The sequence below is a fragment of the Bacillus oleivorans genome, from assembly GCF_900207585.1.
GTDB lineage: Bacteria > Bacillota > Bacilli > Bacillales > JC228 > Bacillus_BF > Bacillus_BF oleivorans.
In genome coordinates this window covers 158,618-183,666 of record NZ_OAOP01000009.1, presented here as the reverse complement: position 1 = coordinate 183,666, position 25,049 = coordinate 158,618, and the positions used below count along the sequence as shown (strand labels likewise).

Annotated in this window: 25 protein-coding genes and 1 other annotated feature; of the genes, 13 read left to right on the top strand and 12 right to left on the bottom strand. The window is 38.4% G+C overall.

From position 1 onward, the window contains the following. Positions 1–77: 77 nt before the first annotated feature. The 5 genes from CRO56_RS18030 to argS all read left to right on the top strand — a co-directional run bounded on the left by CRO56_RS18030 (position 78) and on the right by argS (position 7,051). A complete protein-coding gene (locus CRO56_RS18030; RefSeq protein WP_097160016.1) occupies positions 78–1,409 on the top strand; it encodes a hemolysin family protein in 1,332 nt (443 codons plus the stop codon). Between the two features lie 231 nt (positions 1,410–1,640). Continuing rightward, a complete protein-coding gene (locus CRO56_RS18025) occupies positions 1,641–2,051 on the top strand; it encodes a MerR family transcriptional regulator (protein WP_097160015.1) in 411 nt (136 codons plus the stop codon). Between the two features lie 54 nt (positions 2,052–2,105). After that, positions 2,106–3,467 carry a hemolysin family protein gene (locus CRO56_RS18020; protein WP_097160014.1) on the top strand — a complete coding sequence of 454 codons (1,362 nt, stop codon included), beginning with the start codon at positions 2,106–2,108 and terminating at the stop codon, positions 3,465–3,467. 430 nt (positions 3,468–3,897) lie between these two features. Continuing rightward, positions 3,898–5,073: an FtsW/RodA/SpoVE family cell cycle protein gene (locus tag CRO56_RS18015; protein ID WP_097160013.1), complete on the top strand. Its 1,176-nt coding sequence runs from the start codon at positions 3,898–3,900 to the stop codon at positions 5,071–5,073. 41 nt (positions 5,074–5,114) lie between these two features. Next, positions 5,115–5,320 (top strand) — a binding site (T-box leader). Positions 5,321–5,371: 51 nt separating this feature from the next. Further along, on the top strand, positions 5,372–7,051 hold the full coding sequence (gene argS / locus CRO56_RS18010; protein WP_097160012.1) for an arginine--tRNA ligase: 1,680 nt from the start codon (positions 5,372–5,374) through the stop codon (positions 7,049–7,051). A gap of 44 nt (positions 7,052–7,095) precedes the next feature. Here the strand turns inward: argS and CRO56_RS18005 are convergent, their stop codons facing one another. From CRO56_RS18005 to CRO56_RS17975, 7 genes are all read right to left on the bottom strand, one after another. Then, entirely contained in the window at positions 7,096–7,878 is a 783-nt protein-coding gene (locus CRO56_RS18005; RefSeq protein ID WP_245855971.1) for an ABC transporter permease, read from the bottom strand. After that, a complete protein-coding gene (locus CRO56_RS18000) occupies positions 7,847–8,830 on the bottom strand; it encodes an ABC transporter ATP-binding protein (RefSeq protein WP_097160010.1) in 984 nt (327 codons plus the stop codon). Before CRO56_RS18000 ends, CRO56_RS18005 begins: the two co-directional genes overlap by 32 nt. Before the next feature lie 425 nt (positions 8,831–9,255). Beyond that, positions 9,256–9,795 carry a hypothetical protein gene (locus tag CRO56_RS17995; RefSeq protein ID WP_097160009.1) on the bottom strand — a complete coding sequence of 180 codons (540 nt, stop codon included), beginning with the start codon at positions 9,793–9,795 and terminating at the stop codon, positions 9,256–9,258. Positions 9,796–9,966: 171 nt separating this feature from the next. After that, the gene (gene copZ / locus CRO56_RS17990) at positions 9,967–10,173 is read right to left on the bottom strand and encodes a copper chaperone CopZ (protein ID WP_097160008.1); all 207 of its coding nucleotides are present in this window, start codon (positions 10,171–10,173) and stop codon (positions 9,967–9,969) included. 19 nt (positions 10,174–10,192) lie between these two features. Then, positions 10,193–10,519, bottom strand: coding sequence for a metal-sensitive transcriptional regulator (locus CRO56_RS17985; RefSeq protein ID WP_097160054.1), 327 nt, complete (start codon positions 10,517–10,519; stop codon positions 10,193–10,195). Positions 10,520–10,810: 291 nt separating this feature from the next. Continuing rightward, the gene (locus CRO56_RS17980) at positions 10,811–11,158 is read right to left on the bottom strand and encodes a cupredoxin domain-containing protein (RefSeq protein WP_097160053.1); all 348 of its coding nucleotides are present in this window, start codon (positions 11,156–11,158) and stop codon (positions 10,811–10,813) included. A gap of 333 nt (positions 11,159–11,491) precedes the next feature. Next, a complete protein-coding gene (locus CRO56_RS17975) occupies positions 11,492–12,586 on the bottom strand; it encodes a citrate synthase/methylcitrate synthase (RefSeq protein WP_097160007.1) in 1,095 nt (364 codons plus the stop codon). A gap of 107 nt (positions 12,587–12,693) precedes the next feature. Between CRO56_RS17975 and CRO56_RS17970 the strand changes: the two genes are divergently transcribed. Together CRO56_RS17970 and CRO56_RS17965 are read left to right on the top strand one after the other, a co-directional pair. Then, positions 12,694–13,572, top strand: a complete 879-nt coding sequence (locus CRO56_RS17970) for a LysR family transcriptional regulator (RefSeq protein ID WP_097160006.1) — start codon at positions 12,694–12,696, stop codon at positions 13,570–13,572. 154 nt (positions 13,573–13,726) lie between these two features. Further along, complete coding sequence (locus tag CRO56_RS17965) at positions 13,727–15,070, top strand: HD domain-containing protein (RefSeq protein WP_097160005.1); 1,344 nt, start codon at positions 13,727–13,729, stop codon at positions 15,068–15,070. Between the two features lie 7 nt (positions 15,071–15,077). Here CRO56_RS17965 and CRO56_RS17960 read toward each other — a convergent pair whose 3' ends face one another. Then, positions 15,078–15,641 (bottom strand): HAD hydrolase-like protein, encoded by a 564-nt coding sequence (locus tag CRO56_RS17960; RefSeq protein WP_097160004.1) that lies wholly within the window; start codon positions 15,639–15,641, stop codon positions 15,078–15,080. Positions 15,642–15,645: 4 nt separating this feature from the next. After that, positions 15,646–16,611 carry a hypothetical protein gene (locus CRO56_RS17955; RefSeq protein ID WP_097160003.1) on the bottom strand — a complete coding sequence of 322 codons (966 nt, stop codon included), beginning with the start codon at positions 16,609–16,611 and terminating at the stop codon, positions 15,646–15,648. Between the two features lie 177 nt (positions 16,612–16,788). On the opposite strand from CRO56_RS17955, the gene CRO56_RS17950 reads away from it, so the two are divergent. Further along, positions 16,789–17,331, top strand: a complete 543-nt coding sequence (locus CRO56_RS17950) for a DUF2569 domain-containing protein (RefSeq protein ID WP_097160002.1) — start codon at positions 16,789–16,791, stop codon at positions 17,329–17,331. Between the two features lie 59 nt (positions 17,332–17,390). Here CRO56_RS17950 and CRO56_RS17945 read toward each other — a convergent pair whose 3' ends face one another. Beyond that, positions 17,391–18,377, bottom strand: coding sequence for an HD domain-containing protein (locus tag CRO56_RS17945; protein ID WP_097160001.1), 987 nt, complete (start codon positions 18,375–18,377; stop codon positions 17,391–17,393). A gap of 356 nt (positions 18,378–18,733) precedes the next feature. Between CRO56_RS17945 and CRO56_RS17940 the strand changes: the two genes are divergently transcribed. The 4 genes from CRO56_RS17940 to CRO56_RS17925 all read left to right on the top strand — a co-directional run bounded on the left by CRO56_RS17940 (position 18,734) and on the right by CRO56_RS17925 (position 22,486). Beyond that, entirely contained in the window at positions 18,734–19,504 is a 771-nt protein-coding gene (locus CRO56_RS17940; protein WP_179714344.1) for a sporulation protein, read from the top strand. Between the two features lie 498 nt (positions 19,505–20,002). Continuing rightward, positions 20,003–20,746 (top strand): ABC transporter ATP-binding protein, encoded by a 744-nt coding sequence (locus CRO56_RS17935; protein ID WP_097159999.1) that lies wholly within the window; start codon positions 20,003–20,005, stop codon positions 20,744–20,746. Continuing rightward, on the top strand, positions 20,724–21,785 hold the full coding sequence (locus CRO56_RS17930) for an ABC transporter permease (RefSeq protein ID WP_097159998.1): 1,062 nt from the start codon (positions 20,724–20,726) through the stop codon (positions 21,783–21,785). The genes CRO56_RS17935 and CRO56_RS17930 overlap by 23 nt, the downstream gene beginning before the upstream one ends. Before the next feature lie 32 nt (positions 21,786–21,817). After that, the gene (locus tag CRO56_RS17925) at positions 21,818–22,486 is read left to right on the top strand and encodes a TetR/AcrR family transcriptional regulator (protein ID WP_097159997.1); all 669 of its coding nucleotides are present in this window, start codon (positions 21,818–21,820) and stop codon (positions 22,484–22,486) included. Positions 22,487–22,514: 28 nt separating this feature from the next. On the opposite strand, the gene CRO56_RS17920 is transcribed toward CRO56_RS17925, so the two are convergent. Continuing rightward, the gene (locus tag CRO56_RS17920) at positions 22,515–23,222 is read right to left on the bottom strand and encodes a nucleotidyltransferase domain-containing protein (protein WP_245855969.1); all 708 of its coding nucleotides are present in this window, start codon (positions 23,220–23,222) and stop codon (positions 22,515–22,517) included. A 143-nt stretch (positions 23,223–23,365) separates the two neighbouring features. Between CRO56_RS17920 and CRO56_RS17915 the strand changes: the two genes are divergently transcribed. Continuing rightward, positions 23,366–24,145, top strand: coding sequence for a class I SAM-dependent methyltransferase (locus tag CRO56_RS17915; protein WP_142305224.1), 780 nt, complete (start codon positions 23,366–23,368; stop codon positions 24,143–24,145). Between the two features lie 52 nt (positions 24,146–24,197). Here the strand turns inward: CRO56_RS17915 and CRO56_RS17910 are convergent, their stop codons facing one another. Beyond that, positions 24,198–24,980, bottom strand: a complete 783-nt coding sequence (locus tag CRO56_RS17910; protein WP_097159995.1) for a serine hydrolase — start codon at positions 24,978–24,980, stop codon at positions 24,198–24,200. Positions 24,981–25,049 lie beyond the last annotated feature (69 nt).

Here is a 25,049-nt window from a genome sequence, read left to right as displayed (position 1 = left end):
GTGCATGACTTTACAAAACAAGGGGAAATTAAAAAAAGGCTATTATACGGAGGTGTAAGCCTGTTGCAAGGTGAAAATTGGTACTAATTAATATTTTTCTTGTCATCATTCTTATTGCCTTAACGGCGTTTTTCGTTTCCTCGGAATTTGCGATTGTAAAGGTTAGAAGTTCTCAATTAGATGCTCTTATTGCCGAGGGGAACAAAAAAGCAATTGCAGCTAAACATATAACGACTCATTTAGATGAATATTTGTCCGCATGTCAGCTCGGAATAACGATTACAGCCTTGGGACTCGGGTGGCTTGGAGAGCCTACAGTTGCTGACCTCATACATCCCCTTTTACAAAGGCTTGGGATTCCTGAATCCATTGTCCATGTCATTTCATTTTTAATAGCCTTTTCTTTTATTACATATATTCATGTTGTCGTTGGAGAGCTGGCTCCTAAAACAGCGGCTATTCAGAAAGCTGTTAATATTACCCTTTCCGTCTCCAAAACACTGATATGGTTTTATAAAGTGATGCGACCTATTATTTGGCTATTAAATGGCTCTGCCCTGCTCATTGTGAAAATGCTGGGGATGGAACGGGTTTCAGAAAATGAGCTGGCTCATTCTGAAGAAGAACTGCGAATTCTTCTTTCCGAAAGCTATGAAAGCGGAGAAATTAATCAATCCGAATATAAATATATGAGTAATATTTTTGAATTTGACGATCGGGTCGCCCGGGAAATCATGGTTCCCCGAACCGAAATTGTCGCAATCAATGTCAATGCAAGCCTAAGAGAAATCCTTGAAATTGTAAAGGAAGAGGGCTTTACCAGGTACCCAGTGATTGAAGAAGATAAAGATAACATTATTGGATTTATCAATATCAAACAATTACTCACCGATTGTGTATATCAAAATTGCCCTGAAAACGCGCCTGTCCCGAAATACTTAAAACCCATCATCCGGGTCATAGAAAGTATTCCGATTCACGATTTATTAGTAATCATGCAAAAAGAACGTTCTCATATGGGGATTTTATTAGATGAATACGGGGGAACTGCCGGGCTTGTTACGGTGGAAGATATCTTAGAAGAAATTGTCGGCGAAATCCGCGATGAATTTGACAAAGATGAAATTGCTGAGGTCAGAAAAATCGAAGAGGGACATTTCCTGCTTGATGCGAAAATCCTTCTCGAGGATGTCAATGATTTATTCAATATACAAATCAATGAAGAAGATATCGATACCCTTGGGGGCTGGTTTTTATCTAAAAAAATGGATGTTCAAAAGGGCGACTCTGTAACTGAGCAGGGTGTTACGTTTACAGTCAATGAAATTGAAGGACATCACATCCTATACATTGATGCAAAAATGAATACCTTATCAGATCCAACAGATCCATACAATTTTGCAAAATGATTCAGGCAAACGAAAACTGGCGGCCGGCCAGTTTTTTATCTTGTCAGCACTAAATTTACTAGTAGGACTCATTCGAGACATTTAATTGAATTTTCAGATATATGTAATGGTTCATTCCTGCACTGAATAAACTAATAGTGCTATCTGATGGTAAAACCGTCACGTTTGACTGTATAGTTTACGTAATTTATAATAAAAATATTACAGTAAAAGAGGTGATATGATGGGGCAGTGTATCGAATTAGCGAACTAGCTAGTGTGGCGAATGTTTCCAAAAGAACAATAGATTACTATACAAGCATTGGACTGCTTGTAGCTGAACGTTCAAAGGCCAATTATAGAATTTACCATGAAGATGCAGTTGAAGATTTAAAATTTATTGAACATTGCAAAACCCTTCATATTCCTCTTGAAGAGATTAAGAAGAAACTAGAATTACAGAAATCAACAACCATCAATGACAATGACGTAGAAGATCAAATATCTTCTGTTACTGAGCATATGAAGTATTTGCATGATGAAATCAATAATTTACTCTCCATACTGCAGAAAATGGATTCAAAACGGAAAGAAGCGGTATCGGAAAAACTTTCCCCAGAAAGTGTATCCTTAATTCAGTCGCTTCGTTTGATTTCAAGCTAAAATATATGGAGGTGACACCTTATTTGCTCAAGATAGAGCGATAAGGGAAATTATTTGGACATATTTAACTTGGTGCTTTTTGCCATATTGATTGCTTTAACAGCATTTTTCGTCTCGACAGAGTTTGCGATAGTGAAGGTTCGAAGCTCTCGGATTGACCAATTGGTGGAAGAAGGTAGCAAGCGGGCTATAAGAGCCAAAAAGGTAATATCCAATCTGGATGAGTATTTATCAGCCTGTCAGCTTGGTATTACGGTTACAGCATTAGGATTAGGTTGGTTAGGTGAGCCAACTGTTGAGAGAATGTTAGCACCAGTATTTAATAATTTTAATATACCGGAATCAACTGCTCATTTTCTGTCGTTCATTATTGCCTTTTTATCTGTTACCTATCTCCACGTGGTCGTAGGGGAATTAGCTCCAAAAACGATTGCTATTCAAAGAGCAGAGTTTATTACTCTAACATTTTCTGGTCCATTAATCTTTTTCTATCGGATTATGTTCCCGTTTATCTGGATTTTAAACGGATCTGCTCAGCTCTTAACAAGAGCTTTTGGTTTTCATTCAGCAAAGGAGCACGAGGTTGCCCATTCTGAAGAAGAACTGAGAATTATTCTATCGGACAGTCTCAAAAGCGGCGAAATCAATCAATCTGAGTTTAAATATGTAAATAAGATTTTTGATTTTGATGACCGGATTGCCAAAGAAATTATGGTTCCGCGTACAGAAATTGTGAGTCTTTCCAAAGACGATACATTAGACATGTTTCTAAGTGTTGTTAAAGATGAAGGATTCACAAGATACCCGATTATTGATGGTGACAAAGACCACATTATCGGACTTATAAATGTGAAAGAAGTAATCACTGATTTATTAACCATCGACCAGCCTGAAAGTGTTACAATTGATGACTATATCAGACCGATTATTCGGGTAATCGATACAATTCCTATTAATGACTTATTGATCAAAATGCAAAAAGAACGGATCCACATGGCCGTCCTTATGGATGAATATGGCGGAACCTCTGGACTAGTTACTGTTGAAGATATTATTGAAGAAATCGTTGGGGAAATTCGTGACGAGTTTGATATGGATGAAGTTCCGCAAATTAGAAAGCTCAAAGACTATCACTATATCGTCGACGCTAAAGTTCTAGTCAGTGAATTAAATGATCTGTTAGGTACAGATATTAACGATGAAGACGTAGACACAATCGGCGGTTGGATCCTTACGGCAAACTATGAAGCCAAACAAGGTGATGTTGTCGAGCAGGACGGTTATTGCTTTAAAATAAAGGATATGGAAGATCACCATATAAAATATGTTGAAGTATATAAAGTCAGGGAAAGCTTTGAACCAAAAGCTCCCCTTTCGCTCCAAAAAAATACTGAGACTGTTAACCAGTCCATTTGAAAAACAAAATAAAATTGTTGGAGGATCCAGCGTTAAGCTGGTTCCTCTTTTTGATTGGTTTAGATGGGATTGAAGAAGACTCTGGCTTGGGGCATGCGGTGAGTATAGAATACACGGAATAACTTTTAGAAATATGAGTTTTGGCGGATAGGAGTCGTTTTTGACTGATGGGGCTTGATTTTGACTGAAAGAACCTTGGCCGTCATTGACCCATATCAGACAAACCCTCTATATTTAACCCGAAATATCTTCCTATCCCATCCAGCTAACCTATATTTACCCATATAACACCATTTCCCTGCACCAGACTGTCATAATTTATCAAAATTGAATGATTGTAAGCTCAACTTATCTCTGATACCATTTATATGGTACTGATAAATCCAATCAAAAAATAAGTGAATTTTGTTCATATAAATAAGGTGACGCTATGAATACACAACAAAAAAAAGTTGGAGAACGGTTTGACTGGAATCTTTGCCTGATCCTGTTTCTCTTCCTTTTAGTTAGTATAACAGCCATATCAAGTGCACAAACATCGGACAACGATCCAACGAATTATGCGCTTAGACAGGCTGTTTATTACGGCATTGGTGCATTAATTGTAGGAATTGCAATGTATTTTGATACAGAGCAGTACCGTAAGCTTTCTTGGTTTTTATACGGAATCGGTATTTTTCTGCTGGCCTTTATTTTAGTAGCCCCTGAACGCATCGTTGCCGATCCAGACATCAGAAGCTGGTATTACTTTCCGGGGTTTGGATCGCTTCAGCCGTCTGAATTTATGAAGACATTTTTAATCATTATGATAAGCCGGACAATCGTAGAGCATAATGACCGTTTTTTTCAAAAAACAATTAAAACAGATTTTTGGCTCTTAGCCAAAATCAGTATTCTCACCATAATTCCTTTAGGACTGGTTATGCTTCAGCCAGACCTCGGTACTTCCCTGGTATTTATCGCTATTTTTTCAGGACTGGTTTTGGTTTCAGGCATTACGTGGAAAATAATTGTTCCCGTTTTTGGAACCATTGCATTGATTGGAACTGCCGCTTTATTACTGGTCATTTACAATCCTGAATTTTTAGAGGAAAAGTTCGGTCTCGTTAAGTATCAATTTGACCGGATTTATACATGGCTAGACCCATACAATAACCCTCAAGATGAAGGGTACAACTTAATCCAGACCCTGACAGCTATTGGATCTGGAGAAATAACAGGAAAAGGCTATAACGAAAAAGTGGTATTTGTTCCTGAGCAGCATACAGACTTTATCTTCTCTGTTATCGGAGAGGAATATGGTTTTATTGGGGCAAGCTTTGTCATTAGTTTATTCTTCCTGTTAATATATCACTTAATTAAAGTCGCTCTTGAAACAAAGGATCCGTTTAGCTCCTATGTTTGTACAGGTATCATTTGCATGATTACCTTCCATGTTTTCGAAAATATTGGCATGCAAATTCAGCTGCTTCCGATTACAGGGATCCCACTTCCGTTTATAAGCTACGGAGGAAGCTCTTTAATGGGAACGATGCTCGCGATGGGGATTATCTTTAGTATTCGCTATCACCATCGAACTTATATGTTTGCTTCCGATGAGAAATAGATTGACAATTTCAGCCTTACGATTATAATGGTTAAAAATATTAAAAATCGTTGAAGAAGAGAGTAATCAAGTGGACGTTTTAAAGCGAGTCAGGATTTGGTGTAAGCCTGATAAAACCCCTTTGATGAAGCGCACTTTGGAGATGTGTCTGTGAACTAAAGTAGCATACACCGGCTCTCAGCCGTTATCTGTTAAGTGGTTCTAATGGACTAATAGAGTGGTACCGCGGGATAAGCTCGTCTCTAATATTTAGAGACGGGCTTTTTTGTATTTAAAATATTTTAAAGGAGGACCTATCATGCTGCATTCACTATGCTCCACCCTTCTCAGTTCAGAAGTTCCCTGCCTGAGCAAAGAAGAAATTGAACATTTACTTGAAAAACCAAAGCATAGAGAACATGGTGACGTTTCTTTTCCTTGCTTTGCTTTGGCTAATCTTAGAAAAACCTCTCCACAACAAATTGCCAAGGAGCTATCTCAAAATCTATCAAGTCCTCTCGTTCGGAAAATCGAAGCTGTCGGACCATATGTTAACTTTTTCTTTGATCCGGCAGCTGTTGCAAAAGAGATGGTGAACGAGATCTTAGCTAAAGATTCAAGCTTCGGCAGCAATCAAAATGGGGATGGAGCCACAATCGCTGTCGATCTTTCATCCCCGAATATTGCCAAACCATTTTCAATGGGTCATTTACGTTCTACTGTAATAGGGAATTCCCTATGCTTGATTGGTGAGAAAAATGGATACCAAATGGTCAAAATTAATTACGTTGGTGATTGGGGAACACAATTCGGCAAGCTGATCTATGCTTACTTACAGTGGGGACACCCAGAAAAAGTGGCCCAGAATCCAATTGAGGAACTATTTACCCTTTATGTGAAATTTCATTCGGAGGCTGAAAAGGATCCTTCCCTTGAGGAGGACGGCCGGAAAGCGTTCCAGCAATTAGAGGTTGGCAACCAGGAGTATAGCCAAATTTGGAAAAGCTTTAAAGAAGCTTCCCTCTTAGCCTTTCAAAAAGTGTACGATCTCCTGGGAATCAGCTTCGATTCATGGAAGGGTGAGTCAGCTTATAATGAGAAAATGGAGGCCACCATTTCTATCCTCGAAGAAAAAGGTTTATTAGTAGAATCAGATGGCGCTATCATCGTAACCTTAGAAAATGAAAATTTGCCTCCTTGTTTAATTAAGAAACGGGATGGGGCAACCCTTTATGCAACCCGGGACTTAACTGCCGTTTATGATCGTTATCATGACTATCATTTTTCTCACGCCTTTTATGTCGTAGGACACGAGCAATCCATCCATTTTAAACAAGTTTTTTCTGTATTAAAAAAGCTGGAAGCTCCGTTTGCGGACGTTCTGGAGCACATCCCATTTGGACTCTATTTAAAAGATGGTCAAAAAATGTCCACCAGAAAGGGAAGAGTTATTTTACTGGAGGAAGTGCTCGAAGAATCCATTTCCAAGGCTCAACAAAACATTGTGGCAAGAAACCCGGATTTGCCAAATCTTCAAGAAGTGGCAAAACAAGTAGGCGTTGGCGCTATTCTTTTCCATGATTTAAAGCAAGACCGGATGAATTCCATTGAATTTGACTTAGATGAAATGCTTGTCTTTGAAGGAGAAACAGGACCATATCTCCAATACACGCACGCTAGAGCCCAATCCCTATTGAGAAAGTCTGGGGAAGACTCATTTCATTTCAGCTATGAATCTCATGAAAAAAGCTGGGAGTTAATTAAGCTGCTCTACTCGTTTCCAAACCAGGTAAAACAAGCTTTTGTTAAACGGTCCCCTGCCATCATAGCCCAGTATTTGCTAAAGGTTGCGAAGCTGTTTAATCAATACTATAGTCAAGTCAAAATTTTATCAGAATCGGAGGAAAAAGAGTCTAGACTCGCGTTAGTCAAAGCAGTTACCGTGATTTTAAAAGAAGGCATGCGGCTTCTAGGGATGAAGGCGCCTGACCAAATGTAAAAATAAGAGGGTCTGACCCCCAAAAAAGAGTCAGACCCAAATCTTTAATGCTGCCCTAAAATTCCCTTTTCCATAGCGTTTTTTTCGCATTTGAAAAAGACTAATAGACCTAAAAGTAAATAGAAGGCGGCATTTGCCAGCAGCGATACATAATCTAATACCGAAAATGAACTTAGTGCAGCCCCGTCAATCATCATTTTCCGAATCATGTCGACCCCTTTTACAAAAGGCGCAAACTCTAAGAAAGGTGCCACTGATAAAGGAACAAAGGTAAGACCCATAAAGACAAACTGTAGAATCTGCAAAAAGGCGTTTATTTGCTTGATGATAATGGCGAGCCCTGCAATCATAAAGCTTATTCCATACATACTAAACAAGGTGATAATTAAAACTGGCAATAAGGAAACAGCGTTCAAATGCAATGATGTTTGCGCTGTCCACATCGATAGAAGCAATAAAAAGACTAAAAGACCGAGATGAACAATCGTATCTCCAATGATTCTGGCTAATAAAATTTTCCATGCTCCCATCGGTGACATATAAAGCTGCTCAAGGGTTCCGAGAGTGGCTTCATTCGATACAACCCAGCCGATATCCTGCATCGCAAGCATCGCTAAATACCAAAAAATATAGTTTACAATGACATACTGAACATTGGTTTCCATCGTTGTTGGATCACCAACAATTTGAATCCCAAAAAACATCATAAGAAAGATACAATAAAATGTCACTAGCATGCTAACAGTGTTTGGCCAATATCTTTTTAAAATATTTACTTCCCGGCGCAGATTTGCATTAAAGAGATGCAGCAGTTTCACGGACCCCATCTCCTTTCACAATATTGATAAAGGCTTGTTCAAAATCGACAATCGTCCGGTCAATTTTTTCAATCGTGACCCCATACTTTTCCAAGTGGTCAACAATGGCATATAGTTCATGACCATCCGCTATTGTGAAATTTAAAATTTGATTCCCTTGTTCATCGTTGGCTGTATTCATCATGAAATTCACACTAATTTCCTTCATTTGATTTTCATGTAGTGGTGACAAAATTGTAAAGGCATAGGCTTTACTTTCAAATAAGCTTAATAAGTGATCTACCCGTTCATCAGCAACCACTTTTCCCTTATTAATAATGACCACGCGCTCACAAAGATCTTGAACAACCGGCATATCATGAGAACTCATCAATATTGTTTTCCCCTCTTTTTTAGCGATATCCCTTAATATATTTCTAATTTCATAGCTAGTCTCTACATCGAGTCCTAATGTCGGTTCATCTAGAAAAATGATATCGGTATCGGCTAAGAGCGCAACAGCAATTGAGACCTTTTGTTGCATCCCCCGCGAAAGTGAGTTCACCATTTCGTGTGCTTTTTCCGTTAAATGAAACATATCAAGCAGTTCAGTAATCTTATCTTGAACAGACTTCTTGGACATGCCGCGATTCCCCGCAAAATATTCAAGGTTTTCTTTGACCGTTAGCCTCCAATACAGATTACGGTTTCCTTCCAGTACAACACTTATATGATTTAATGCTAGTAACCTCTTTTTATGAATAGAAATTCCATTAATTAATACCTCACCCCGGCTCGGAATTAACAAGCCGCACATCATCTTTATAAAGGTGGTTTTTCCAGCTCCATTTGGCCCTAGTAAACCTACTGTTTCCCCTTTGTGAACCGTTAAGTTAATCCCTTTTACAGCTTCAATCATTTCTTTGCTTTTCCGCTTCTTATACGTTTTACTGAGATCATGTATTTCTAAGATTGGATACAATTTTCCTTTTCCTCCCTTTCGAACTGTCTATCAATAGGGTACTTAACATTTCCATATCCTTCCTCAGCCTTAAGACCGATTCAGCCTCAACATCGAGTGGTATTCTTGCCCATAAAGAAAACTTGGCTAACGCCAAGCCCTTAGGCGCAGGCGATTGCCTAGTTGCACTTATACTTTATTCCTAAAAATTTTAACTACGTCGAATTTACTTCTTTGTTAAAATTTTATACTTTCTTAAAGTGTAAAGAAAACTCGCTGACTGGCGAGCCTTAGGGCGAAGACAGATGCGTAGCTGCACTTATACTTTTATTCCTAAACATTTAAACTAAGTCGAATATACTTCTCTGCTAAAATTTTTTCATTCATACATGTATAAAAAAACCCTTTACCACATGTAAATGGTAAAGGGTTCATTTGTCATTTAATTATTTGCTGATTGATGCACCACGGTAGAAGTTTGTAATATAAGATCTGCCTGTATTGTGGAATATCATAATTAATACTGGAACAATTACTACAGATGAAAGAAGGATAATATAGAGCACCTGTGAGCTCGTATTGAAGTGCTTTCCTGTTTCATCACTATATGATTTAGTGAACGCTTCAATTTCGTCTGTTACTTCAATCGTTGCCGAATCGATAAATTGCTTATTTGTCTGATCGTAATAAAGAAGCTCATGTCCAGTGTAGAAGAAGATATTATCGCGCACTTCGTTAAATTCAACAAACATGATATCTAATTGAATTTCACCGATTACATTACCTTCTTTATCAACTTGATTAGTACTGAAGGATTGAAGATCTTTTACTTCTGCAGATCCTTGATCATAATAGGAAAAAGATCCGCCTATACGGTCTTCCAACCCCTTGTATACTTCCTCAGAAACAGACACAGCCGCAAATGCTGGGACTGCAGTAACCATTAATAATAAAGCCATGATAATTAGACTAGCTAGTTTTTTCACTGTAACCCCTCCCAAAGTATGTAATCTATATCATGCCTTGCCAATGCTTTATTTTTTAAAACATTATTACTTTATAAATTATAGCAAGACAACTAGGTTCGAATCAATATAATCTCCTATATTTGTAAAATAAAAAAGAACCAACACATATTGCTGGTTCTCAGGTATTATTTATTCAACGTCATAGCCCTCTTCATCAATGGCTTCTTTAATTTTTTCAACCGACAGTTTTTCAGGAGAAAATTCAACTTCTACTTTTCCTTCTTCAAGTGCAACGGCTACTTTTTCAACTCCATCGAGACCGCCCACAGCGCCTTCAATAGCTCTAACACAATGACCACAAGACATTCCCTTCACATCTAGAACGATACTTTGCATATATGAACACTCCTGCCGATTATTTTTTCATTAGCTTTTGAACCGTTGTTAAAAATTCATCGAGGATTTCTGGATCGCCTTCTTGAATCCGGTCGATTACACATCCTTTTAGATGACCCTCTAATAATATTTTTGAGACACTGTTTAGTGCCGACTGTGTAGCTGCAATTTGTGTAATCACATCATCACAATAAGTATCACATTCAATCATACGTTTAATGCCTCGAATTTGCCCTTCAATCCGGTTTAAGCGGGATGCCAAATTTTTTTTCACAGAGTCAGGATGGTGACTATGTCTTGTGTGCTGATTTTCTTTATGCTCATCACTTTGTTCATGGTGTACCATTTCTTCCACCTTTATCCCTCCTCCCTCATTTCTATTTTACCATCCCCCCTGAAGGTATGGAAAGAAACAGCTTTTCTAAACAACTCGATAATTTTACATTTGCACCGATTGCTCCTTTTTATTATATGGATTTTTGAGAATCTTACATACTAAAATAAGGAAGTCGTCCTGTCCTTTATTTAAAAATCGCAAATGAATAGGAAAAACTCAATATAAAATGTAGTTTTTCAAAAAAATCTCCGTCACTGCAGAAAAAAGCCACCGTATAATCACGATGGCTGGTCGTTATATTTATTCCACTATCAATGTAGATTTCATTTCAGCATGACCTGTTCCGCACATGATATTACAAACGAGTGTATATGTGCCCGGCTCTAGATTTAGGGTTTTTGGTTTCCCGGCTTCAATCGCGTCTCCAGTTTCTTGGATTTGAATCCCATGAAGACCGCTTTCATTTTCTAATATAATAGAGACTTCTCCGCTAGATATTCTGTATTCTTCTTGGTCAAAAGTCCAGTTTTCAGCTACGATGTTTAACTGTTGATCCGCAAGTTCGCTTGAAGTGCCTTCCTCTCCCCCGCCACATGCTGCTAGGAATAAGACGGTGGCGGCAACAAATAAAGCGAATATCTTTTTCATGGCGATTCCCTCTTTCAAAATGATAATCGGAAGTATATCTCCCATTCCATTTTATACCTGCGATTTTGAAATAAGATAAATTGATTTTGACAATTTAATGGAAATATCAATAGCCCATCATCATTTCCTATAATTGTTGGTTTAAGTTAAGCATAATTCTTTACTTATTCCTTTAACCTTTTTTACAACATCGGATTAAATCAGCCGGGCGATTGAGTAAATAAAGGTGAGGAACAAATGAATAAATTGCCTCTGGGATCCTTTATATCGTCTGTGATGAACAGTTAAAAATTCAGAAAGCACTTTTGTAGGCCAAAAGTGCTTTTTTCAATATTATAGAGCTGGAACTTTTCCAGTATATTCAGCCTGTGGACGATAAATCGTATTATCACTTGCCTGCTCAAGTACATGTGCAGTCCATCCAACCATCCTGCTAGCTGAAAAGGTTGGTGTAAATAACTCTTTTTCCATCTCAAGGGCGCGCATTACAGCCGCTGCATAATACTCAACATTCGTATACAATTTGCGGCCAGGCTTCCACTCTGCTAACTTTTCAATGACTCGTTCCTCTACCTGGTGAGCAAGGGCTAGCCACTCATCCTCTTCTCCGACTTGCTGGGCGATTTGTCTAAGCGCCTCTGCTCTCGGATCGTTTGTTTTGTACACCCGATGCCCGAATCCCATGATTCTTTCATTCTTAGTAAGCTTGTCTTCAATCCATTGGTATGCATTTTCAATCATGCCAATTTCCTCTAACATCTCAATTACACCACTTGGCGCACCGCCATGTAATGGGCCTTTCATGGTTCCCACTGCTGCTGTTATCGCTGAAATCATATCTGATTCAGTAGAGACTGTAACTCTAGCCGAAAATGTCGAGGCATTAAACCCGTGTTCCATCGTTAAAATCATATAAGCTTCTAATGCCCTCACATGAGCAGCCTTTGGTACTTCGCCGTTTAACATGTATAAATAATTTGCGACAAAATCTAAATCATCTCTTGGCTCAACAAACTTTTCTTCTTTTTGTCTTCTATACCAATAGCTGATAATGGTTGGCGTAATCGCCGTTAGTGTAATGGCCTGTCCTAAATCAGGCTTCCAGCCGTACTCATCTGTACCAAGTGAGGATATCGCTGTTCTAAGAGCACTCATGATGCTTGTATTTAACGGAAGCGAACTGAGAATGGATCGGATATGCTCTGGTAAAGAACGGTCACCCTTAATCTGTTTTTTCAAATCTTGGAGCTCTTCCTCATTTGGCCAAGTCTCATGCCAAATGAAATATGCCACTTCCTCAAACGACTTTGCCAGAGCCAGTTCCCTTGCATGTTCACCCCGGTATAATAGTACTCCGTTCTCCCCATCTACTAAACTAAGTGCTGTTTGGGCAGCAACCACGCCTTTTAAACCTTTTGACACGTTCATCCTCTCCTTTCCTTATTTCTATTTTATGACAATAAATTCTTTTAAAAAATTAAATAATATTTTATATTTTAATTAATAATTTTTATTAATTGGAGGGGAGAGACAACATGGAACTCAAATGGTTAAAAACGTTTTTACTGGCAGCCAAATACGAAAACTTTCGCAAAGCGGCAGATGAACTGTTTGTTTCCCAGCCAACCGTAACAGTTCATATTCAATTGTTAGAAAAAGAATTAGGATGCAAATTGTTTAAAAGAGATGGCCGGCAAATCATGCTTACTGAGGTAGGGCGAAGCTATATTGTACATGCTCAAAAGCTTCTCTTTCTTTATGAGGATGGTATCGCGGAAGTAAATCGGATTCAACAAGGCTATCAAACGAAACTCACCTTAGCTGTTTCCCCTGAGATTGCCTCTTCTATCTTACCTGCACTGATTCGATCCTATTTAAATCTATATCCAACGATTGACTTAGATATCCAAGTGGTTGAATCAATCGATATTCCAGAGCTCATTATCCGCGGTGAGGCAGATATCGGATTGTCCAGGCAGCAATTTCAGATGAAAGGATTATCCTGTATCCCGCTACAAAAAGATCAGGTAAAACTCATAGTTCCTCATGATGGCTTTGATCCTGAAACTGGTCCGCCTTTAGAGGTAGATGATCTGTTTCAAAATAAAAGGCTGATTGTCCATTCCCATCCAGAGTACTGGGAGGATTTGCTTCCTTTGATTAAATCTGTCTATCCGCATATCAAAACGATGTTTGTATCACAGGTCCATGTGACAAAGCGTTTCATAGAAGAAGGACTAGGTATTTCGTTTTTACCAATTTCGATTGTCCAAAGGGAACTGCTTGAGGGCCGCTTATTAGAAGTAGAAACGCCAGACTTCCCCAAGATCTCTGCTCAGTCATATGCCCTCACTAAATATGAAAGCGATGAAATTAATCGCTTTATTCACTATATTTCACAATATCGTATTTAAGCGGGGGAAACATGGGGACGGTTCTTGTGTTTCAGAAGTAGGATGAAACACAAGAACCGTCCCTCCGTTTCCCTCCGTTTCATAAACAGGACTACCCACTTTGTGCTTGACGTGGTAGAATATTCTAATAATTAGACATCGGAAGGGTGCGAACATGGAATTATTAAAGAATGTCCATTACCTCGAAGTTCACGAACGCAATATTTTGATAAACACGATAGAATTTGCTTCGCGTGCCCATAAGGGTCAGGTCAGGGACACAGGTGAACCTTTTATTATGCACCCTCTAACTGTAGCTCAAATGCTGGCAGACTATCAGGCTGATCTTGTAACCCTTCAGGCAGCTGTTCTCCACGATGTTGTCGAAGATACAGCAGTCTCAATTGAAGAGATTGACGCTGAATTCGGTAAAAAGGTATCGTATATCGTCAACGCTTTAACAAAAGGGAAAAAGCCTCTACATTTGGACCGCTACGAATTTATGCAAAGCTATTACACGCAATTGTTACTCGCTTCCAGCCATGATGTTAGAGTAGCCGTTATAAAAATTTTTGATCGCCTTCACAATATTCAAACACTGCACGGAAAGCCGGTCTCTAAACAAGTCACCTATGCCAATGAAACCTTAACTTTTTTTGCACCTTTATTGAAAAAATTAGGGCTCCGCTCCTTACTTCATACTTTAGAAGAACGAGCCTTATTCTATTTAAATCAGGATAGGCTTAAAAAAGCCAACGAATTTATTAGCCAATATAAGAAACAGCTTGAACCCATACAAGACAGACTTGCCTACCATTTAAATCGAGCTCAGCTGAAGGTATCAATCCAGCTCGATCAAACCCCCGTTTATTCGCTCTTATCCTCATTGCAATCTGATGGGGTATTGGAGAGGGAAGTGTATATTCGCATTCATACCCATTCTGAAAAGGAATGCTATCGGGCTTTAAAAGAAATCCACTCCATTTGGAAACCAGTAAACGCAGAATTCACTAACTTTATGCATCAGCAGGCTGCACCGTTTGATCCATATATCGAAACTTTTATTGAAACCAATGATAATCAAAGATCCACGGTAAAAATCATGACAAAGAAAAATGCCCATAGGTACGATCATGGAATCTTATCTATTCTTAATAGGCCGATTAATCCCTTTCATTTCTATCGTTCTATTGAATATAGATTAGAGGATTTAAACGCGGAAATGATTATCCATGAATGTTTTTTGCCAATGATTCATGTCTATAATCAATACGGAGAAGTCGTGGTCATTCCAGAAGGTGCAACGGTGGTGGATTATCTTTTTCATGTTTATGGAGATAGGGCATTCTTCACCACGAATATAAAGATTAATGGCAAGGTTGCAAAAGTAAACAAATGCTTGCATGCAGGTGATCGGATTTACTGTACAATTGGCACGAAACCCATTACAGCTCCTGATTGGATCCACTTTGCTACGACAAGCAAAGCTCTCATGCATTTAGAAAAACAAAAATTTTAGGGAGAAGTTATTTAAATAAGGAATACGGAAAATCACGATAACTGTCAATCATACCATCAGCCACATCCGACCGCCCTTGAAACATGACTGTGACCAAGCCCAGTTTTTTACCTGGGATGAGATCAAGTTCTCGATCCCCTACTACGCCATCAAGAAAATATTTATTATGAAGGTACGAATAGGCTGCAGTATCAGGTTTTCTTGGATAGCCGTCTTCCTTTCCGATTACCTCATCGAACAAAGACGACATACTGTGGTATTCAAGAACCTTTTCTACAATGTCACGTTCTTTATGAGTGACAATCACGTTAACATCCGACTGTGCCAACACTTGATGTACAAACGGAAATGGCTGAAACCCCTTCATCCCCACCTGTTCCTCGAGCTCTCGCATTTTTTCAAATTCCTTATTAGTAATTTGAAAATGCTGAAATGCATGCGAGAAAGATACCTTCATATGCTGGTAAAGTTCGTCTTGATTGATCCTCCCTTCCAATACTTGATCCAATAACCTTACGTATAGAGGATAAGTATCAAATAGGGTGCCATCAAAATCCCATAATAATCTCATTTTTTTAAAACCTCTTTTCCAGACTAGCTGTATGTTCAAGAAACGCTTTTGCCGCCGCGTTTCTAACTTTATCTATTAGATCATTAGTAAAATTAGGCTGGGTACTAAATCGGAATCCTGCTTGTTTTTCCAAGTCCTGAATAATTAGGTAAGATGAATAGTTATGTGGAAAATCAGGATTTGGGTCAGCATCTCTAACTAACTGATATAAGATTCTAGAGGTTTCCTCATAGATTAACTCTACTAATTTGGCACGGTATTCAAGCTCATAGCTTTTTATATGGGGAAATCTTTTAAAATCATCAGCATGCTGTGCTTCGTGCTTTAAGTATGAAACTTGAAATTTTGATGAATCGAGAATGTCTTTGTACACGTCATAAACACAATATAGTCCTTCTTCTTTAGCCCATCCGCCGGCTCCTCGCCGTCCGCATGTAGCAAAATCAAGCCAGCCCTTCATGATAAAACCATGCATGAAATTTACTTTTAGCCTTTGTTTCCCTAAGGGTATTTCCACCTCATACTCTCTTTCTTCATTGGCAGCCCAAATATATGGTCCGTAAAAGGGCTCCGTTTTCCCGCCTAAAAAATGATAGCTTTCTTTTTCAAAGACCACCTTGAGTTCAGCTTCAAGCTGCTCCATGGAACTGCCTGGTTTTTTTAATAAAATTGAAAGATTATCAGATAACTCTTCTTCTGCTTGCTTCCGTTCTATTTTTTGTAATAGGACCTGGATAAGATACAAATAGTAGCAGTTCAAAAAAGGTTCAAGTTTATTAGAAATCGGAGGGTTGGGTAAGCTAGGCCGTTCTGCAAAAAATCGTTCAAACAAATCTTCTCGTAATTTAAGCCACTCCTTGGAAAGATTCTGCTTGCTCGCTAATAATTGATAAGCTTCTCTTATATTTCCGCTGAAACAATACTTCCACACCTGCTGGCTCCATTCATCGGTTCTATTTATTTGATTCATCATCGGTTCCCCCTAGACCACCTCAAGTTATTATACATGGACGCTTACTTAGAAATAAATTTTTTCGGAAAAGATAGGATAAATCGTGTACACTAGCATTATATTCTATTTTCTGAGTCTTATTTTTTAAATTGTAGTCTAGACTAAATAGTATGATCAGCAAATCAGGAGGACTTAATGGAACAGGAAATTCAAACACAATCTGCGATCCATCCAAATAAATACGAAGGAATAAAAGGCTGGCTTATTTTTGTAATCGTCTTTCTCGCTGCAAATCCAATCGGAAGTCTATATCATGTTACTACGAATCTCATTCCTTTTTTTCAAGAGGGCAATTGGGATGATATAACTACTAAAGGGACCAAGCTCTATCACCCGATTTTTGGAACTGTCATTGTTTTAGAATTGGCTATGTATATCTTTATTACCGTTATGACTGTATTCCTTTTGTATCAAATGCTGCGCAGAAGAGCAATCTTTCCGAAACTGTTTATTTCGTTTCTGCTTGCTGATTTAATCATTGGCTTTCTCTATGCAGGCGGCTATATGATTGTTACTACGTTTGTTCCTGCTTTCCAGGATGTACGCGAAGATCTCTACTTTGAAATAGGAACTTCGGTCGGATCACATATCTTGTTTGCATTGATTTGGATTCCCTACTTTTTAAAATCAAAAAGAGTAAAAGCTACCTTTACAACAGATGCCTATGAAGACTCTTAAAAGCAATTTCTCAGTAGTGTAAGAAACCGCCAAATGTATGGCGGTTTTTTTAAAAATTTTTACTTTGCCGTGTTAAAAGACACAACGCGAATCCTGGCACCCCTGTTAAATCTTTCAATGGCAGTCTGATTCAGCTTCTCAACCTCTTCTGATATGGAAGAGGCTCTTACTTTTTCCCCGTTTTGGAGCACCATTGGATCTATCAGTCTTATTTTATTTTTTGTATAAAAATCGTAATTTTTTTCATCTATTACAACTTCTGCATGCGGGTGGATCTGTTTCATAATCTGCCGAACGTCTGGGTCCCTGCTCTGCTGCAAGATCTCCCAAATTTCCTGATCTTCTTTTAATAAATCATTCATTTCGAGGATTTTCTTTTTTAAACCAAGTGCAATAGCAATCGAAAGCTTCCAATAGCCATATGCGTTTAAGGGGTCCATAAAAAAATCTATAACTTCTTGATAATAAAGGCTATTAAACTTCTCGGCCGCGTCTATCGTACGAAAACATAATAACCCGTCAACAACCGTTAATGACTCTAACAGGGTTTGAATTTCGTCTTGATTAAGGTGAAAATAATGATATTGATCTCTTAGCGTATAATCAATCCGATCTGCACATAAGTCAGGAGACGGCTGCTCCAAAATCGTCCACTTAGAAAAGTCACTAAAGATTTGTTCAGTCGTGTAGCCATAATTCTGAAGGATCTTCGGAATCTCTGATTCTTCTATCACTCTTTTAAAAATTTGTTCGTGGTAGTCCTCCTCTTTATTACGCAGAGCAAAATCAGTGACATGAGAAAAAGCCGTATGTGAGACATCATGAAGCAGGGCAGCAATTTGTTCCTCTACACTCCCGCCCATCCTCAAAACTAATAGCATTACACCAACAGAATGCTCATACCTGGTTACACACCACTTAGGATTCACTAAGTAACTGGCACCCCCCTGATGAACACCACGTAACCGCTGCACAGGTCTTGACTGAAGAAGATCATTTAATACAGGCTCTAGCTCAAAACTCCCGTAAATAGGATCAACGATCAAGTGTCTCACCCCTTATCTATGTATCTTTTATCTCTTTCTATATTTCTTATGTTATCAGTATCCTGAATAAACCAGGTATCTTAAATTATAAACTTTTTGTGTGCGAGTTGAATGACTAATTTGGCGAAATCGCGATAATTAGGCGGCGGCTGGATTTATTGGGCTACTTTCCCTACTTTTTTGGATCGTTACGAACTTAAACTTCTTTTTCTCAGCAAGGCAGCTATGTTTCCTTGCCATTAAAAAGGATTCTCTTTTAAATAACACAAGAAACTTTTCCTGCTTTTTATCGTATAAGTTATAGAATAAAAATTGTAAAAACGCTTATTAAACTTATGAAAAAAAGGAGTGGGAGTATGTCATTTTTCAAAAAAGCGTTAGCCTCCATTGGAATCGGTAATGCTAAGGTGGATGCAAGACTAGAAAAGGACGAATGGAGACAAGGTGAGGAAGTCCGTGGTGAAATTGTCCTTACCGGCGGAAATGTAGGGCAAAAAATTGAGGATATTTACATGGAAGTATGCTGTACATACATCCGTGAAGTGGATGACAAAAAGATTACGGATACTGCTGTATTAGACCGCTTCCGGATTGTCCAGCAAACCGATTTACGGGCTGGTGAAGAAATAAGGGTTCCTTTTTCCTTTGTCCTCCCATATGAAACTCCGATTTCTGCAGGGAATTCAAAAGTATGGGTTCGCACTACACTTGGGATTGAACAAGGTGTAGATGCAAGTGATTATGATAGTATCTATGTCCGTCCAAGTGAGCTGACTGAAAAAGTAATTAACACCTTCCACCAGCTGGGATTTAAAACGCGCAAGGTAGAAAACGAATATGTAAAAAGGTATGCTCGAGGTCGTTATCCGTTCTTGCAAGAATTTGAGTTTTATCCAGTAACTGGTCCTTTTTACCGTGCCTTTGATGAAGTAGAGGTCGCTTTCCGCTATAGAACGGAGGATGAAGTCGATCTTCTTATGGAGGTTGACCGGAGAGGCCGAGGATTAATGGGCTTTTTAAGCGAAGCGTTAGAAATGGACGAAACCAAGCTATCTCTTTCTGTTAACCGTCATAATGTTCATCAGCTGCCTAACATGATTGAAGATGTATTACGCCGATATCGATAATGTTTATTTCTAAGAAAAAAGAATATGATTAGCAATAAAGCAGTTGGCTTCACGACTATGCCAGCTGCTTTTTTTAATCTCACTTTATTATAAAAAAGGAACTCTGCTTTCACAGGGTAAATCCGGCAAGAAGAACCCGCGGTGGGCTCAATTGGATTTGTCTTGATGATTCTTTCGGACATACGATCCGTTATTTTGACAAAAACGACCACTTTAGAAAATTATAGGACATATGTTCCTTTATTAGCTCTAAATCATTTAAAAATACCCTGTTTTTCCCCAAATAAAGGAACCAGTGTCCGCTAATTTTGAAATTCTGCGATTTTGCCACAGATAACGGAACCTATGTCCTTTAGCCCATCCGCCCTGCTTAGCACGACATGGGATAAACAAAAAAGTAAGTAATTACTCACTTTTTTATTGACTTTTCTTTAAACAGGAGTAATATTTAGAGTGAGTAATCACTCACAAAATGTATTCCGTTTGGAGGGATTGAGTATGAGTGTAAGTATAGCAATCGAAAAGATAAGTAAGAGCTTCGGTAAAAAAGTCGTTTTAAGTCAAATTGATTTAAAGATTGAAGAAGGAAAAATATATGGATTTATCGGACCTTCCGGAGCAGGTAAAACAACATTGGTCAAAATGATTGTTGGAATGGATCAGCCAGATACCGGAACCATTCATGTTCTAGACAAAAAAGTTCCCAACTTAGAATTACTTCAGGAAATTGGTTATATGGCACAATCGGATGCTTTGTACACAGAACTTACAGGTAAAGAAAATCTTCAATTTTTCGCTTCCCTCTTCAAATTAAACAGAGCAGAAATGAAGGAGCGTATTGCTTACGCAGCTGATTTAGTCAACCTTACCAGCGACTTAAATAAAAAAGTATCTGCCTATTCCGGCGGGATGAAGCGCCGATTGTCTTTGGCCATTGCTTTAATTCAAAATCCTAAGATTTTAATCTTAGATGAACCAACCGTTGGGATTGATCCTGAACTAAGACTAAGCATCTGGAACGAACTGCTTCGTTTAAAAAAGGAGGAAGGCAAAACGATTATTGTTACCACTCATGTAATGGATGAAGCGGAAAAATGCGACTTTATTGCAATGGTTCGGGATGGTGTCATCTTAACAAGCGGAACTCCAGCTGAATTAAAACAGTTTTATCATGCTGAAAGTTTTGATGAGGTATTTTTAAATGCCGGGAGGGTTAAACATGAGAATTCTAGCGTTAATTAAAAGAATTTGCCTGCAAATGTTTCGCGAAAAACGGACACTCGGCCTTTTATTTGTAGCACCATTACTGATTTTATCTTTAATGTATCTTTTATTTAATGGAGAAGCTGTTGATCCGGAATTAGGGGCTGTTAATCTTGATGAATATTTAGTTAGTGCACTTGATGATGCCGATATCGTCATTCATGAATATGAAGAAGGCTCTGAAACTTCTAAACTAGTAGTCGACGAAGACCTAGACGGTTTCTTGCAAATGGATAACGGAAATATCGTCCTAACCCTCCAAAATAGTGATCCTACTTCAGCAAAAGCCCTGCAAATGAAGGTGAACCAAGTAATCGGTGCCGGGGCTCAGGCTCAATTAGTGAATCAGATCGGAGGCCAAATTGACATTCCGCAGGTAAACATAGAGACAGAATATGTATATGGAAATAGTGATACTGAATTTTTTGATGTATTAAGTCCGATTTTAGTAGGATTCTTTGTTTTCTTTTTTGTATTCCTGATTTCAGGAATTGGTCTGTTAAAGGAGCGAACAACCGGAACACTGGAAAGACTGATGTCTACCCCGATCCGCAGAGGAGAAATTGTAACCTCCTACTTAATTGGCTATGGTTTATTTGCAGTTATTCAAACCTTTATTATTGTTTTATACTCTATAACCGTTTTAGATATGGTCCTTGTAGGCTCCATCTGGAACGTAATCATTATTAACTTGCTGCTTGCGCTTGTTGCCCTTTCATTAGGAACGCTTTTATCAGCTTTTGCGGCTTCTGAATTTCAAATGGTTCAATTTATCCCGATTGTGGTAATCCCGCAAGTGTTTTTTTCAGGGATTATTCCGCTTGAAGGGATGGCTGATTGGTTACAGGCACTGGCTAAAATCATGCCGATTCATTATGCAGCCGATGCCTTAAAGGATGTCATGTATAAAGGACTTGAGCTCAGGGATGTTGGCGGAGATATATTAGCTTTAGCTATCTTTGCCATGATCTTTATTGTTTGTAATATATTCGCTTTGAAGGGGTACCGTACGTTATAATGAGGACAGATTTGTAAGGAAGTGGTCTTTTAATGTCTAAGAACAATCTGTTGGATGCAATGATTGCCCAAACAAAACTATCTAAGAAACAAACCGATAAACAGCAAAAAATTACAGAAACAGCCATCAAACTGTTTGCAGAAAAGGGGTTCGCGAATACCTCAACAAGCGAAATAGCAAAAGCAGCTGGAGTAGCGGAAGGGACGATTTTTCGTCATTATGGTACTAAAGATAATTTACTGCTCTCCGTGCTCCTGCCCTTTTTAAAGGAATCTCTTCCTACAATGGCTGAAGATGTTTTTAATGAATTGTTGACCGATCAAGTTGCCAACTTTGAAGATTTTTTACGAGCATTAGCAAAAAACCGGATCGCATTTATCAATGAAAATAAAGAAATATTTCAAATTTTTGTTAAAGAGGTTCTGTATAGTGAAGAGCTAAAGAATGAAATATTTCCTTATATTTCGGAAAATATCTTCCAAAGGATTGCTAAAGTCGTGGATCATTTTAAAGCGCGCGGAGAACTGGTTGATCTGCCAACGATAACCATACAAAGACTGCTCTTTACCATAATTGGCGGTTTTCTCTTCTCTCGTTTCGTGCTATTGCCTAACCAAGAAGAAACAATCGATGAAAGTGAAATTGATCAAATAGTTCAGTTTATTATGGATGGAATCCGGAAAAAAAGCCAGAGTGAATAATCCTCTGGCTTTTGATATACTTTTATTTTTATATTTTTCCTGCTGAATACCCTTCAACTAGACGTCCCCCAAACGGTTCCAGCACTTCATCTGCTAGAGCTATGATTAATTTCTTTTCTCCTGTACGGTAATAGACGTGAAAAGCCTGGTAATACTTCTCTGCAAGAACAGGATCAAAAGCAAGTAAAGCCCGATATACCCATTTTGAATAACCAAGCCACTGCTGATTTGTACGTAATACAAATTCATGTATCTGATCAGCTAGTGCGGCAGCAATGGATAGCTCCTCCTTCGGGTTCTCAGCACCTATAAAATCATACAGTACATCCGTCAGCATATACCTTTTCGTCTGAAGCGTTCCCTCTGTCCATGGCTCGGGTCCCGCTTTCAGAAGTTCTTCTGCCTCTTTTTTTACATAATGTAAAAAATCATGCTCTTTAATGACTTGCCCTTCCGCAATCATCCTTGCAAGTGAAGGTCGTGCCCGGTCCCGATCAGACTCAAAAAACACTCTGTAAGAAGTAAAATTATGAACAAATGCCTCAATTGGCCAATCAAATAGATGAAACGTTTCCCGATATGCACTCGGAAGATCTTTTTGAAAGATAACGATGTCGAGATCGGATGCAGATGTTCCCTCTCCTCTTATAACACTTCCTGAGAGAAGAGCTCCATCACAGCCAGGAAAATATGTAGTGATAAACTTATAAGCAGCTGATTCTGGTGAATGCTTCAATGTGTGGACCTCCATATTAAAAAGCTACCTTTAAAACTATGATTCATTTTTCTTATTACTATATATAAAATTATTCGTATTTACTAATCGATTTTCCCATCATAAGATAAAACCATCAAGTGAAAGGGGGAATTGTTGAAACGATGGCGGATATGGATTATCAACAATCTGTAATGAAACAGTTCGGTAAAAATGCCCAGAATTATGTGAATAGCCCGCTCCATGCCAAAGGGAATGATCTGGCCTGGATGAAGCAATGGCTGATTGAGAGCGGAAAGGGCGGAATCCTTCTGGATGTAGCTACAGGGGGTGGACATGTGGCCTTAACATTTGCACCTTTCTTTGAACAAGTAGTTGCCCTAGATCTAACTCCCGAGATGCTTAAAGTTGCGGAAAAATTTATTAAGGATAAAGGACATTCTAACGTATCTTTTCAATTAGGGAATGCTGAAGACTTACCATTTACAGACGAATCATTTGATGTTATTACCTGCCGAATAGCTGCCCACCATTTTCCGCAGGTTCAGCTTTTTGTTCAAGAAGTGTATCGGACGCTAAAGAAGGATGGCGTCTTAATCTTAGCCGATAATGTTGCCCCTGAAAAAGAAGAATTAGATCTATTTTATAACGAATTAGAGAGAAGACGCGATCCAAGTCATTTCCGTGCTTATAAAAAATCGGAATGGATTTCAATGCTTGAAGAAACAGGATTTTGGACAGAATCACTTATCACCTTTAAGAAAAAATTTATCTTTGAAACATGGTGCAGCAATATGAGTCTGCCTTCGGAAAAAGTGAAAGAATTAAACGAATGGATCCTTTCATCAGATAAAGACATAAAGGGATTTTTCAGTGTGGAGTCGGAGGAAGAAAATGTGCTGTCCTTTCAGGGACAATCAGTAGTAATTGTAGCATTAAAATAAAGTGGGGTCAGACCTTCTCTAAAAAATTTAAGGGTCTGACCTTTTTGTATCATTAGGAAATTAGACAGTCATACACATGTTTTCCAATTTGTCTGATTGTTTGCCGGCCCGATTCATTATGTTCTAGTTGGTCTGTTAAGACTGCAACGTACGCCGTTTTTTCTCCAAAAGTTAAAATCATACAGTCATGTTCTGCCCCATCTAACTCTCCTGTTTTGTTAAAAACTTTTACTTTTTCCGTATCGACATAGGCTGGGAGCTTATGGGTGAATTGCTGCTGAGCCATTATGGAAAGAACCGCCTGAGTGCTGTTGTGTGATAAAAAAGATCCCCTGTGAATAGCTTTTAAACAGTTTACGATATCACTTGCACTGGTAGAGTTCTCAATTCCTTTTTCTTTTGATTCAATATCCATCAATTTTCGATTGAGTATAGTAGATTTCAAGTCTAAGTCCTTTATACAAGATTGAATCGCTTCTAACCCAATCAGGTCAATTAAGATATTAGTAGCTGTATTATCGGAGACTGTAATCATTAAAGTCAGTAAATCCCGAACGGTTAAATGGACAGGGTCAGAAAATGTGGCTAATACACCCGAACCTCCTACTTTTTCATCCCTTGGCACATAAATTAATTCAGCCGGATCCAGTATTTTTTGTTCAACTTGACGAAAGCCTGCTATTAAAATAGGAATTTTAATGAGACTGGCTGATAAAAAGATTTGTTCACTGTCGGCTTCTATTTTTTGCTCGCCAATATCAATCAAAACACTTAATCTGCCAGCGCATTGTTCTTTTATTTCTTTTATTTTTTCTCCTAATAAGCCTGTATTCATTTCTTTTCCCCTTCCATCTTTCAAAGGTTAGTTTTTTCCTCAAGGTTTAACGTCTTATTATGTATGGCG